Annotated in this window: 14 protein-coding genes; 13 read left to right on the top strand and 1 reads right to left on the bottom strand. The window is 36.0% G+C overall.

The features are described from left to right. Window positions 1-5 precede the first annotated feature (5 nt). The 13 genes from atpA to LWE_RS12630 all read left to right on the top strand — a co-directional run bounded on the left by atpA (window position 6) and on the right by LWE_RS12630 (window position 12,656). Window positions 6-1,520, top strand: coding sequence for a F0F1 ATP synthase subunit alpha (gene atpA / locus LWE_RS12690; RefSeq protein ID WP_003720846.1), 1,515 nt, complete (start codon window positions 6-8; stop codon window positions 1,518-1,520). Between the two features lie 37 nt (window positions 1,521-1,557). After that, window positions 1,558-2,430 carry a F0F1 ATP synthase subunit gamma gene (locus LWE_RS12685; protein WP_011703210.1) on the top strand — a complete coding sequence of 291 codons (873 nt, stop codon included), beginning with the start codon at window positions 1,558-1,560 and terminating at the stop codon, window positions 2,428-2,430. A gap of 60 nt (window positions 2,431-2,490) precedes the next feature. Next, complete coding sequence (gene atpD / locus LWE_RS12680; protein ID WP_011703209.1) at window positions 2,491-3,912, top strand: F0F1 ATP synthase subunit beta; 1,422 nt, start codon at window positions 2,491-2,493, stop codon at window positions 3,910-3,912. A 21-nt stretch (window positions 3,913-3,933) separates the two neighbouring features. After that, window positions 3,934-4,338: a F0F1 ATP synthase subunit epsilon gene (locus tag LWE_RS12675; RefSeq protein ID WP_011703208.1), complete on the top strand. Its 405-nt coding sequence runs from the start codon at window positions 3,934-3,936 to the stop codon at window positions 4,336-4,338. Window positions 4,339-4,458: 120 nt separating this feature from the next. Then, entirely contained in the window at window positions 4,459-4,695 is a 237-nt protein-coding gene (locus LWE_RS12670) for a DUF1146 family protein (protein ID WP_011703207.1), read from the top strand. 178 nt (window positions 4,696-4,873) lie between these two features. Beyond that, entirely contained in the window at window positions 4,874-6,166 is a 1,293-nt protein-coding gene (murA, locus tag LWE_RS12665) for a UDP-N-acetylglucosamine 1-carboxyvinyltransferase (protein WP_011703206.1), read from the top strand. 163 nt (window positions 6,167-6,329) lie between these two features. After that, entirely contained in the window at window positions 6,330-7,325 is a 996-nt protein-coding gene (gene mreB / locus LWE_RS12660) for a rod shape-determining protein MreB (protein WP_011703205.1), read from the top strand. Between the two features lie 20 nt (window positions 7,326-7,345). Continuing rightward, the gene (gene fabZ / locus LWE_RS12655; RefSeq protein ID WP_011703204.1) at window positions 7,346-7,780 is read left to right on the top strand and encodes a 3-hydroxyacyl-ACP dehydratase FabZ; all 435 of its coding nucleotides are present in this window, start codon (window positions 7,346-7,348) and stop codon (window positions 7,778-7,780) included. Window positions 7,781-8,035: 255 nt separating this feature from the next. Continuing rightward, complete coding sequence (locus tag LWE_RS12650; RefSeq protein WP_011703203.1) at window positions 8,036-8,401, top strand: single-stranded DNA-binding protein; 366 nt, start codon at window positions 8,036-8,038, stop codon at window positions 8,399-8,401. Window positions 8,402-8,791: 390 nt separating this feature from the next. Next, complete coding sequence (locus LWE_RS12645; RefSeq protein WP_011703202.1) at window positions 8,792-9,610, top strand: LysM peptidoglycan-binding and 3D domain-containing protein; 819 nt, start codon at window positions 8,792-8,794, stop codon at window positions 9,608-9,610. A 125-nt stretch (window positions 9,611-9,735) separates the two neighbouring features. After that, on the top strand, window positions 9,736-10,470 hold the full coding sequence (locus LWE_RS12640) for a WecB/TagA/CpsF family glycosyltransferase (RefSeq protein WP_011703201.1): 735 nt from the start codon (window positions 9,736-9,738) through the stop codon (window positions 10,468-10,470). Between the two features lies 1 nt (window position 10,471). Further along, on the top strand, window positions 10,472-11,596 hold the full coding sequence (gene menC, locus LWE_RS12635) for an o-succinylbenzoate synthase (protein ID WP_011703200.1): 1,125 nt from the start codon (window positions 10,472-10,474) through the stop codon (window positions 11,594-11,596). 7 nt (window positions 11,597-11,603) lie between these two features. After that, complete coding sequence (locus LWE_RS12630; protein ID WP_011703199.1) at window positions 11,604-12,656, top strand: glycosyltransferase family 4 protein; 1,053 nt, start codon at window positions 11,604-11,606, stop codon at window positions 12,654-12,656. A 41-nt stretch (window positions 12,657-12,697) separates the two neighbouring features. Here the strand turns inward: LWE_RS12630 and LWE_RS12625 are convergent, their stop codons facing one another. After that, complete coding sequence (locus tag LWE_RS12625; protein ID WP_011703198.1) at window positions 12,698-13,756, bottom strand: LCP family protein; 1,059 nt, start codon at window positions 13,754-13,756, stop codon at window positions 12,698-12,700. Window positions 13,757-13,834 lie beyond the last annotated feature (78 nt).

Genomic DNA, 13,834 nt, shown 5'->3' with positions numbered 1-13,834 from the left:
AATCAATGAGCATTAAGGCTGAAGAGATCAGCTCAATCATAAAACAGCAGATTGAAAATTATCATTCTGAACTAAAAGTGAGTGATGTTGGTACGGTTACCTACATTGGTGACGGTATTGCACGTGCTCATGGACTCGATAATGCAATGGCTGGTGAATTGTTAGAGTTCTCAAATGGTGTAATGGGTATGGCCCAAAACTTAGAAACAAATGATGTTGGTATCATTATTCTAGGTCCTTACACTGAAATCCGTGAAGGCGATGAAGTTCGTCGTACCGGTAAAATTATGGAAGTTCCTGTTGGCGAGGCGCTTATTGGGCGTGTTGTTAACTCATTAGGCCAACCGGTTGATGGTTTAGGTCCAATTGAAACAACTGGAACTCGTCCGATTGAAGCTGTAGCACCTGGTGTTATGCAACGTCAATCGGTAAATGAACCATTACAAACAGGTATTAAAGCAATTGATGCACTTGTTCCTATTGGTCGTGGTCAACGTGAGTTAATTATTGGTGACCGTCAAACTGGTAAAACATCTGTAGCGATTGATACTATTCTAAATCAAGCAGACCAAGACATGATCTGTATTTATGTTGCTATTGGTCAAAAAGAATCTACTGTTCGTAATGCCGTAGAAACTTTACGTCATCACGGTGCGTTAGATTACACAATCGTCGTAACTGCTGCTGCATCTCAACCAGCGCCACTTCTTTATTTGGCTCCATATGCTGGTGTTGCAATGGCTGAAGAATTCATGTACAACGGCAAACACGTTTTAGTTGTATACGATGATTTATCTAAACAAGCAGCTGCTTATCGTGAGCTGTCCTTATTACTTCGTCGTCCTCCAGGTCGTGAAGCTTATCCAGGGGATGTTTTCTACTTGCACTCCCGTTTGCTGGAACGTGCTGCAAAATTAAATGATAGCTTAGGTGGCGGATCCATTACGGCTCTTCCATTCGTAGAAACACAAGCAGGAGATATCTCTGCTTATATTCCTACAAACGTTATCTCTATTACTGATGGGCAAATATTCTTGCAATCTGATTTATTCTTCTCCGGAGTACGTCCTGCTATTAACGCCGGACTTTCTGTATCCCGTGTAGGTGGATCAGCGCAAATTAAAGCAATGAAAACAGTTGCTGGAACACTTCGTCTAGATCTTGCTGCATACCGTGAGCTGGAATCCTTCTCACAATTCGGTTCAGACTTAGATGCTGCTACTCGTGCGAAACTAGAACGTGGTAAACGTACAGTAGAAGTTCTAAAACAAGATTTGCACAAACCTTTGAAAGTTGAAAAACAAGTATTGATTCTTTATGCACTTGTTCATAAATATCTGGATGATGTACCAGTTCATGATGTCCTGCGTTTTGAGTCCGAAATGAATACATGGTTTGATCATAATCGCCCAGAGCTTTTAGAAGAAATTCGTACAACGAAAAAACTTCCTGATGAAGCGAAACTTGAAGCAGCATTAAAAGAATTTAAAAATACATTTGTTCCTTCTGAAGAAAAATAATTTAGACTCGGAATAAATTCAAAGGTGGTGAAAATCTTTGGCATCTTTAATCGATATTAAACAACGAATAACTTCTACGCGTAAAACAAGTCAAATTACAAAAGCAATGCAAATGGTATCAGCTGCAAAACTAGGTCGTGCAGAATCAAATGCTCGTTCATACGAGCCCTACGTTTCTAAAATTAAAGACGTAGTAACCCATGTGGCTAGCACTGGTAACAGTAATGATCATCCAATGCTTGTATCTCGACCCGTTCACCGTACTGGTTATATCGTACTTACTTCTGATACTGGACTTGCAGGTTCTTACAATAGTTCGGTCATCAAAGAAGTATTTCAAGAAATTAATAAAAAGCATACGTCAAGTGATGAATATGCAATAATCACTGTAGGTAGATCTGCCCGTGACTTCTTTAAAGCGCGTCAAATGAATGTGGTTTTAGAAGTACAAGGCATCACAGATCACCCGATATTTGCGGAAATTAAAGATATTGCTAGTAACACAGTTCAAATGTTTGAAGATGGTGTTTATGACGAGGTTTTCATTTATTACAATCACCATATCAATTCTATTTCTAGTGAACTGAGAAAAGAGCAACTATTACCACTGACAGAATTTCACGAAAAAGGTAAAGAAGCAGATGTAGATTTAACTACATACGAATTCGAGCCTTCCGAACAAGAAATCCTGGAAGTATTATTACCGCAATATGTGGAAAGCCTAATTTTCGGAGCACTTCTGGATGCCAAAGCCGCTGAACATGCTGCTCGTATGACAGCCATGAGAAGCGCGACAGACAATGCGTCCGATTTAATCAGTGACTTATCACTACAATATAACCGTGCTCGCCAAGCTGCGATCACGCAAGAAATTACCGAAATCGTCGGAGGAGCAGCCGCGCTAGAATAGAAGTCGGCGTTTCTTGTAACGTCCCTATAATTGGGAAGGTAAGTGAGGAGGAATAATTGCATGTCTAAAGGACAAGTAATCCAAGTTATGGGTCCAGTTGTAGACGTTAAATTTGAAGGTGGAAACTTACCTGAAATCTACAACGCCCTAGTTATTGAATATAAATCTGATGCAGAAGAAGCGCCAACTAGCCAGCTTACTTTAGAAGTAGCCATTCAATTAGGTGATGATGTTGTTCGTACAATCGCAATGGCATCAACCGATGGTGTTCAAAGAGGTATGGAAGTTATTGATACTGGGAGTCCAATTACAGTTCCAGTTGGTACAGTAACTCTTGGTCGTGTATTTAATGTATTAGGAAACACCATCGATTTGGATGAACCACTTCCAAGCGATATTAAACGTAATAAAATTCACCGCGAAGCTCCAACATTCGATCAATTAGCAACCACAACAGAAATTCTTGAAACAGGAATTAAAGTAGTTGATTTGCTAGCACCATACTTAAAAGGTGGTAAAATCGGATTGTTCGGTGGTGCCGGTGTTGGTAAAACTGTTTTAATTCAAGAGCTTATCCATAATATCGCACAAGAACACGGTGGTATTTCAGTGTTTGCAGGTGTTGGAGAGCGTACTCGTGAAGGTAACGACCTTTACTTTGAAATGAAAGATTCCGGCGTTATTGAAAAAACAGCCATGGTATTTGGTCAAATGAATGAGCCACCGGGTGCGCGTATGCGTGTTGCTTTAACTGGTTTGACAATTGCTGAATATTTCCGTGATGAAGAACACCAAGATGTACTTTTATTTATTGATAATATTTTCCGTTTCACACAAGCTGGATCAGAGGTTTCGGCATTACTAGGTCGTATGCCATCTGCGGTAGGTTATCAACCAACGCTAGCTACTGAAATGGGACAATTACAAGAACGAATTACATCCACTAATGTTGGTTCTGTTACTTCTATACAAGCAATTTATGTGCCAGCCGATGATTATACTGACCCGGCTCCGGCTACAACTTTCGCCCATTTAGATGCAACAACTAACTTGGAACGTAAATTAACTGAACAAGGTATTTACCCAGCGGTAGATCCACTTGCTTCTACATCTCGTGCGCTTTCTCCTGATATTGTTGGAGAAGAACACTATGCAGTAGCGACAGAAGTTCAACGCTTATTGCAAAGATATAAAGAACTTCAAGATATTATTGCGATTTTAGGTATGGATGAATTATCGGATGAAGATAAACAATCTGTTTCCCGTGCGCGTCGTGTTCAGTTCTTCTTATCACAAAATTTCCATGTTGCAGAACAATTTACAGGTCAAAAAGGTTCTTATGTGCCTGTTAAAGAAACAGTTAAAGGCTTTAAAGACTTATTAGCCGGTAAATATGACCATATTCCAGAAGATGCATTCCGTTCAGTTGGACGCATTGAGGAAGTCCTTGAAAAAGCAAAAGACATGGGCGTTGAAGTCTGATAAAAACAGGAGGAAATACGTATGGGTTCATTAAATGTTAGTATTGTTACTCCAGACGGCCCTGTTTATGAAGGCGTTGCTCAAATGGTTATTGCTCGAACAAAAGCAGGTGAACTCGGTATTTTACCTGGCCATGTTCCGCTAGTTGCTCCTCTTAAAATAGACATTGTCCGTTTAAAAGTAGAGTCTGGTGAGGAATGGGTCGCTGTAGGCGGTGGCTTTATGGAAGTAAACGGTGAGGAAGTTAATATTCTGGCGGATACTGCTGAACGCGAACAAGATATTGATATTGATCGCGCTGAAAAAGCAAAACAACGTGCAGAAGCAGAACTTAGCCGAGCAAAAGAACAAAAAGTGGATGAAGTAATGGCCCAATTAGCGTTACAGAAAGCCATCAACAGAATCCATGCTAAAGAACATAGTTAATAGATATTTTAATTCCTGGCACTTCTGCCAGGAATTTTTTTATGCCTACAAGTGCATAAACTGTTTTTTCCCAACTATATTTGTTAAAATGAAGAGTAGCGAAATATGAGGAGCGAACACATGTATAATATTATTATGGAATCACCATATGTCATCATCATTTCCCATTTATTATTTATAGTTATTACTTTTTGGTCTTTGCAAGCAATTAACTATGAAAAGTTTATTAAGAAAAACCATGTTACACAAGCTAGATTACTATTTGTTATTATTTCCATTGTGCTTGGCTATACCTTAAGTAACTTCTTCTTAGATTACTTGGCAGCTTCTAAACAATTAATTAATTTTTTTAATTAAGAAAGCGATTTATGGCGAAAAATTAATAGAAGGTTAAAGTAAGTTTAATATTACGTTAAAATCAGTTGATATTTTAGGTCAATAAGTGGTAGAATTACTAAGATATGTTTTAAATTTAAATTTTGATTAATAAAATTCGATAAATGATTTAGTTATTAGTAACGCGGAGGGGTTCTTTTTGGAAAAAATTATTGTGCGCGGTGGAAAACAGTTAAATGGTTCTGTGAAAATGGAAGGTGCCAAAAATGCTGTATTACCGGTAATAGCTGCTACTTTACTTGCGAGTAAAGGTACTAGCATATTAAAAAATGTCCCAAATTTGTCTGATGTATTTACAATTAATGAGGTTCTTAAATATCTAAATGCAGATGTTTCCTTTGTAAATGATGAAGTAACAGTTGATGCAACAGGAGATATAACTTCTGATGCACCTTTTGAGTATGTGCGTAAAATGCGTGCTTCCATTGTTGTGATGGGTCCACTTCTAGCCCGTACTGGTTCAGCTCGTGTAGCTTTACCAGGTGGATGTGCAATTGGTTCAAGACCAGTTGATTTACATTTAAAAGGCTTCGAAGCTATGGGTGCGATAGTGAAAATTGAAAACGGCTATATTGAAGCAACTGCTGAAAAATTAGTTGGAGCTAAAGTCTACTTAGATTTCCCAAGTGTAGGGGCAACTCAAAATATTATGATGGCAGCTACTTTAGCAGAAGGAACAACTGTCATTGAGAATGTTGCGCGTGAACCCGAAATTGTTGACTTAGCTAACTTCCTTAATCAAATGGGAGCTCGAGTTATTGGTGCGGGTACGGAAGTAATTAGAATTGAAGGAGTTAAAGAGCTAACAGCAACTGAACATTCTATTATTCCAGACCGTATTGAAGCAGGTACATTTATGATAGCTGCAGCAATTACTGGGGGAAATGTTTTAATTGAAGATGCAGTTCCAGAACATATTAGTTCACTAATAGCTAAATTAGAAGAAATGGGCGTTCAAATCATTGAAGAAGATAACGGTATTCGAGTTATTGGCCCAGATAAATTAAAAGCTGTTGATGTTAAAACTATGCCACATCCAGGCTTCCCAACGGATATGCAATCACAAATGATGGTTATCCAAATGTTAAGTGAAGGCACAAGTATTATGACTGAAACTGTTTTTGAAAATCGCTTTATGCATGTAGAAGAAATGCGTAGAATGAATGCCGATATGAAAATTGAAGGCCATTCTGTTATTATTTCAGGACCAGCTAAATTGCAAGGCGCTGAAGTTGCAGCAACGGATTTACGAGCAGCAGCAGCACTTATTCTTGCAGGATTAGTTGCAGATGGATATACACAAGTCACTGAATTAAAATACCTTGATAGAGGATACAATAATTTCCACGGAAAACTTCAATCACTTGGAGCAGATGTAGAACGTGTTGATGATTCCAAAATTGATATTAATAATTTAGCATCGTTATTTTAATAATTAGTTCTTTAAAACCGTATCTTTTAGATGCGGTTTTTTTAAATTCGTTCGAAAAAACCATTTTGTCATAAAATTTACATTTCAGCACACCTTAAATTATGCTATAATTCAAAATGAGATGTAAAAATAGGGATACACCACGAAAGGAGTTAAAGTATAAATGGCAAAGGATGTTGGTATCGATTTAGGTACGGCCAATGTATTAATTCATGTAAAAGGTAGAGGAATTGTCGTTAATGAACCTGCAGTTGTAGCTATAAATAATAAAACTGGTGAAGTATTAGCCGTTGGAACAGAAGCAAGAGATATGGTTGGCAGAACCCCGGGAGATATTACAGCAATTAAACCTATGAAGGATGGCGTTATTGCTGACTTTGATATGGTCCAAGAAATGCTGCGTTTCTTTATACAAAAATTAAATTTAAAGACTTTCTTTTCTAGACCACGTATTTTAATTTGTTGTCCAACTAATATTACTTCAGTAGAACAAAAGGCAATTAGAGAAGTTGCTGAAAAAAGTGGTGGTAAGCAAGTATTTTTAGAAGAAGAACCTAAAGTTGCTGCAATCGGCGCAGGTATGGAAATATTTGAGCCATCTGGAAACATGATTATTGATATCGGTGGTGGAACAGCTGATGTAGCAGTTTTGTCAATGGGTGATATTGTAACTAGTCAATCAGTTAAAGTAGCAGGTAATAAATGGGATTCAGATATCTTGAATTATATTAAACGTAAATATAATTTACTTATTGGCGAAAGAACAGCGGAGAACATTAAAATTACAATCGGTACTGCATGTCCTGGATCTAAAGAAGAAACTATGGAAATTCGTGGTAGAGACTTAGTAAGTGGTCTCCCTAAAACAATATCAATCACAAGTTCAGAAGTAGAAAAAGCGATTCATGATTCACTCCATTTAATGGTACTTGCTGCGAAACAAGTTTTAGAACAAACTCCACCAGAATTATCAGCAGATATTATTGATAGAGGTATTATCATGACAGGTGGCGGATCTTTGCTTCATGGCTTAGATGAACTAATGTCTGAACAATTAAAAGTACCTGTATTAATTACAGAAAATCCATTAGATGTTGTAGCGCTTGGAACAGGTATCTTGCTTGATTCACTTACAGCTAAAAAGCGTGCATGGTTCTAAATTAAATTTGGAGGATTTATATGTTAGATATTAAAAAAATTAAAGAAATTTTACCACATCGTTATCCATTTTTACTTGTAGATAGAGTTATTTCGGTTGAAGAAGGTAAAAAAGTTACGGCCATAAAGAATGTAACTGCGAACGAAGAATTTTTCAATGGGCATTTTCCAGAATACCCTGTAATGCCTGGTGTATTAATAGTAGAAGCACTTGCGCAAACAAGTGGTATTGCTATGATGCAAAGTGAAGCGAACAAAGGAAAAATAGGCTTATTTGCTGGGATTGATGGATGTCGATTTAAAAGGCAAGTAATTCCAGGAGATCAACTTTTACTTGAAGCCGAAATTACTCGGATGAGAGGGGCAATTGCAAAAGCTAAAGTAAAAGCTACTGTTGAAGGTGATTTAGTTTGTGAAGCAGAAATTATGTTTGCACTTTCTGATTTACCGAAATAAATGATTGGCACTAGAACCTAAAGAAGGTTTTGGTGCCTTTTTGATGTTATCAGAATAGCATAGACTAAAAAAAGTCGCAATTTAGGAAAATAGTATTTTGAGGTAAAAAAGGTATATCAAAATAACAATTTTCCTTTAAGTGAAAACTCCATTTTTAATATAGAAATCATACTGAAAACACCATTTTGGCTATTTTACAAATAAATTTTTATCCAATATAATCGCTTTACACCAAAAGAAAGAGGCGATTATATTATGATAAATCAAGTAACATTAGTGGGACGTTTAACAAAAGATCCTGAATTAAAATGGACCACAGAGGATAGAGCTGTTTTGAATTTAACAGTAGCATTAAATAGGTTTGGTAAAAATAAAAGAGTAGATAACGATGCTGATTTTATTCAATGTGTTGTATGGGGAAAGCGAGCGGAGGCAACCGCAGAATTTTGTAGTAAAGGCCAGTTGATAGGTATAGTTGGAGAGTTACAATCAAGGAACTATTTGAACAAAGAAGAGCAAAAAATCTATATTACTGAAGTCTTAGTTCATCAAATCAGGTATTTATCTAGTAGAAATAAAGAGGAGCATATAGTAAATATCGTACAGGAAGATGATGAATGATGTAATACTTTGTTATAAACAGAGGGATATAACAAGATTTAAGCCGAAAAAACAAATAAAAAATCACTAAATTAGAAGAAAAGCTACTTTAATTTGTAATGGAAAATTTTTCCAATTCTAGTAAAATGATTCATTTAGTTCAAAAAGTGAAATATTTATTGTTGTTTTCGAAGGGATGTAAAGCATAACAGCGCGTTGTGTTAAGAGATATAGCTTAATATATAGGCCAATAATAATAAAAATCTGACAATAAAGGTAATTTACAAATATTGCAAGAAATCTATTATTATCTTGGAGTGTGTCATATACGCTTAATTTTTTAGTAACCAAGTCGCTAGATTCGTATGGTACGATTATCCTCGAAAGTTATCAAGGAGGGAAATTAATTACATGAAAAAAACAGTAGTAGCCATTGCGGCTGGTTTAATTATTGCAGGTTCTGGTTCAACTCAAGCTTTTGCAGCTGAGTATAAAGTAAAAGATGGCGATTCACTTTGGAAAATATCGAATGAAAATAATGTCTCTATAAATCAATTGAAAAAAGACAACAAACTAAGCTCTGACATTATTTTTCCAAATCAAACGTTAGAAGTGAATAATGGTAAAGAAACATCTACAAATAGTAAATCTGAATATACAGTAGTTGCAGGAGACACATTAGGACACATTGCTTCAGACAAAGGAGTAACAGTAAACCAATTAAAATCATGGAATAATCTTTCATCTGATTTAATCGTAGTTGGTCAAAAGTTATCTATCGGAAGTAAAGCTGAATCTAATGAGAGCCCGGCTACGCAAGTTAAGCCATCTACAAATAATGCGGAACAACCTAAACAAGAAAAAGCTGCTCCAACAACACAAAAATCAACATCAGCAAATAAAGCAGCATCTTCAAACAAATCGTCTGCATCTCAAGGTAATGTATCCAAAGAAGTTACTGTAACAGCAACTGCATACAGTAAAGAAGAACCAGGAATGGGTCATATGACAGCATCTGGTATTGATTTAAATGATAATCCACGCGTTATTGCTGTAGATCCATCTGTTATTCCTTTAGGATCAAGAGTTTATGTTGAAGGATACGGAGAAGCGATTGCAGCTGATACTGGTGGTGCTATCAAAGGAAATAAAATTGATGTACATTTAAATTCAGTACAAGAATGCTATAATTGGGGCGTAAAACAAGTTAAAGTTCAAATTTTAGATTAATTTGTTTCATTTTGAGGGGCTGTAATAGCGTAATGCTATATACAGCCCTTTTTTCTGGATTAAAAATAGGAAGCATAACCATTTTATGATAAACTTATACATAATAAAGTTTTTAGGAGATACATATGAAAAACCAGGAAATTTCAATTTTAAATATACCTTTTTATAATACAACTCAAGCTGATTTTGTCGAAGAGTTATATGAAGCGGCGCTCAATGAGGAACGTTTATTTGTAGTCACTGCAAATCCGGAAATCGTCATGCATGCGAGAACAGATAAAGAATTTGAGGCAATCTTACGTCAAGCTGATTACATTGTCCCAGATGGAATCGGTATTATTATGGCCTCAGAGAAATTGGGAGAACCTTTAGCAGAACGGGTCACTGGATACGATACGATGATAGGCTTATTAGATAAGCCGCTTCGTTGCTATTTTTTAGGTGCAAAACCAGAAGTAAGCCAGGCTGTGGAAGAAAAAGTGAAGGAAAAATATCCGCAAACTGTGGTAAGCGGTGTACATCATGGATATTTTGATGCTTTAGAAAGTGAAAAAATTGCAGAAGATATCATAAAAAAACAACCTGATATTATTTTTGTAGCTTTAGGTTCACCCGCTCAAGAAAAATGGATTTTATCGCAAATCGCTAATTTTAAAAAAGGGATTTTTATTGGTGTTGGAGGCAGTTTTGACGTATTAACAGATAATGTGAAAAGAGCACCGAAAATTTGGGTAAAATTAAGGTTAGAATGGGTTTATCGTTTGCTTTCTAATCCTTCTAGATGGAAACGATTTTTGGCTATACCTCAATTTATGCTTGTGGTTCGGAAAGAAAGTAAACGCTTGAAAAAGGGTGAGTGAAATGCATTTTCAAAAGGCAAAATTAATTCATGTGGAGATTCCACTCATTGCACCATTTAAAACTAGTTATGGTGAATTGAAAAGTAAGGATTTTTATATTATAGAATTAATGAATGCAGATGGTATTTATGGTTATGGGGAATTAGAAGCTTTTCCTTTGCCAGATTATACAGAAGAAACTTTAGAAACAGCAATTAAAATAATTAAACAGCATTTATTACCACTAATTACACAAAAAGAAATTCATTTTCCTGAAGAAGTTCATGGAATATTTAATTGGATACAAGGAAACGAGATGGCAAAATCAGCTGTGGAACTCGCGGTATGGGATGCGTTTGCTAAAAGTGAAAAGAGTTCGCTTGCTAGAATGATTGGAGCGAATAAAGATTTTATTTCCGTAGGTGTGAGTATTGGTTTGCAAAATAATCCAAATGATTTACTTCAACTAGTGGAGCAATATGTTCAAGCTGGCTATCAAAGAGTAAAATTAAAAGTTGCGCCTAATCATGATATTCAGTATATTAAAGCAGTGCGGGAAAAATTCCCGAAACTAAGCTTGATGGCTGATGCGAATTCAGCGTATAATAGAGAAGATTTCTTATTGCTAAAAGAATTAGATCAATTTGATTTGGAAATGATTGAACAGCCGTTTGGAACAAAAGATTTTGTTGATCATGCATGGTTACAAAGTCAATTAAAAACACGAATTTGTTTAGATGAGAATATTCGGTCGCTAGGAGACGTAAGGCAGGCTCATTTACTTGGTAGTTGCCAAGCTATTAATTTAAAGTTAGCTCGAGTTGGAGGCATGTGTGAAGCTCTAAGGATAGCCGAGTACTGTGCAGAAAATAAATTACTTGTTTGGTGTGGTGGGATGTTAGAAGCTGGAATTGGCAGAGCGCACAATATTGCGCTAGCAGCTAGAAGCGAATTTGAATTCCCGGGAGATATTTCAGCATCCAATCGATATTTTCATGAAGATATTGTCTCGCCAGATTTTGTGCTAGACAAAGGAAGACTAAGAGTGCCAACGGATAACGGAATTGGAGTAACATTAAACTCAGATGTATTAAAAAAATATACAAAATCAACAGAAGAAATGTTGCTAAATATAGGATGGAGCTGAAAAAACATTGCTAATATGGAGTATATTAATTAGCTTTGCAGTTGGTATTATTATGGTGCCACTAATAAGAAAGTTTGCTTTTCGCATTAATGCTGTTGATACGCCACGCGAACGGCACAAACATACGAAAGTAACAGCAACACTAGGTGGACTAGCTATATTCATAAGTTTTTCCGTAGGTATGTTACTAGCCCCAATTGATAAGTCGGGTTTTGTGCCGATTTACTTTGGAGCATTAATCATAATTGCTACTGGATTCATAGATGATTTATTTGATTTATCCCCAAAATGGAAAATGGCTGGACAAATTTTGGCTGCTTTATGTGTCACTGTTTGGGGCGACATTACGATAAATTTTATTAATATCCCTTTTTATGGTCAACTTGACTTTGGGTATTTTGCGATTCCATTATCTATTATTTGGATTGTCGCTATTGTTAATGCGTTAAACTTAATAGACGGGTTAGATGGTTTAGCAGGCGGGATTTCAATAATTGCTTTAATGACAATTGCAGGTATGGCTTTGCTTCTTAAGGATACGTTTGTTGCGCCTGTAGCATTTATTTTGGCTGCTGCAGTGGCGGCGTTCTTGATTTATAACTTCCCACCAGCAAGTATTTTTATGGGGGATACGGGTGCGCTGTTTCTAGGATATATGATTGCAGTCTTATCACTTATGGGCTTTAAAAATGTGACTTTTATTTCTTTATTAGTACCGCTTATTATTCTAGGGGTTCCTTTATCAGATACTTTCTTTGCGATTGTAAGGAGATTAAAAGAACGAATGCCAATATCTTCTGCGGATAGATCACATATTCATCATCGACTAATGGCTCTTGGTTTTACTGAAAAACAAACAGTATTATTAATTTATTGTATGGCATTATTATTTTCGATGACTGGTTTCGTATTTTCTTTTTCTACTACTTGGGGCGCAATGCTTTTACTGCTATTATTAATCCTTAGTATCGAAATTATAGTGGAGTTTATTGGATTGATTGGTGAAGATTATCGACCAATTCTTAACTTACTTCAAAAAATACATCGAAAACGAAACTGAAAAAACTCCCAACAACTATTAACAAGTTGTTGGGAGTTTTTTTAGTTAGAAGAATTTGTTGTACTTGAACTATCATCTGAATACGGAGTTGCGTTTGGGAACGGTTTTTTAATCCCAAGTTCATCAGCGAATTGATTAGATATGCTATGAACAGAGTCTTCGTTTAGTTGATAATAATAAACACCATTCATTGGGTTATCGTCACCTTTAAGTTCTAATGATTTAATATCAATTGAATTAGACATCCCAAATTTTGCAATGGAAAGCATTTGATTGAATGTTAAATTGGTTTTCATGTTATCTCCAACTACTTTAATAATATCGGAATATTTACTAATAGATGAAATAGAAGTGGCTTCATTTACGATTGCTTTAATAATTAGCTGTTGTCTTTTACCACGTTCAATGTCACTATCAATATGTCTTGTACGAGCTAGGGCTAAAGCTTGTTCGCCGTTAAGATGTTGTTGTCCTTTTTCAAGGGAAATAGCTCCTGCTTTGTCGTTAGAGTCTTGCTCCGTGAAGCTAACTGGAACATCCACATCAATTCCGTCTAAAGCGTCAATGATTTTAAGAAATGCGTCAAAATCAAAACGAACATAGTAATCAATCGGAATCTGGAATTCTTCTTCTACCGTTTTCATCGTAAGTTCTGGACCACCATAAGCATGAGCGGCATTGATTTTGGTGTATTTATCAATATCTTTTGCTGAATCTTCAATATGAACGTAAGAGTCACGAGGAATACTTGTCATTTCTACACGGGAGTCTTTGACATTAAATGTAGCTAAGATAAGTGAATCGCTTCGGGGATTGCCGTTTGACTCACGTTTTGTACTTGTATCAACGCCAATAATTAAAATAGAAAAACTATCTTTTATAGGTTCAATATCTTTTGATCGTAAAGTGGAAGCCTGACCGTTCCTAACATTATCAAAAGAATTATCTGCTGCAAGTTTGGTTTTACTAAAAAGATAAGTGCCGTATCCAACACCAGCTAGGACTAAACACATTATCGGAATTAAAATCCAAAATAAAATCTTCCTTCTGCGTTTGTACTTCTTGCTGCTTCTTCGGCTATCATCATTGCCTTTACTCATATATTAATTCTCCTTATAGTCACTTTTCTAAGTTTCATTGTATCATTTACGGCATTAAAGAATGTTACGCCCAATTTA

This window comes from Listeria welshimeri serovar 6b str. SLCC5334, assembly GCF_000060285.1.
Lineage (GTDB): Bacteria > Bacillota > Bacilli > Lactobacillales > Listeriaceae > Listeria > Listeria welshimeri.
Note: the sequence above shows the minus strand (reverse complement) of the source record. Positions and strands in the feature narration are given on the sequence as shown.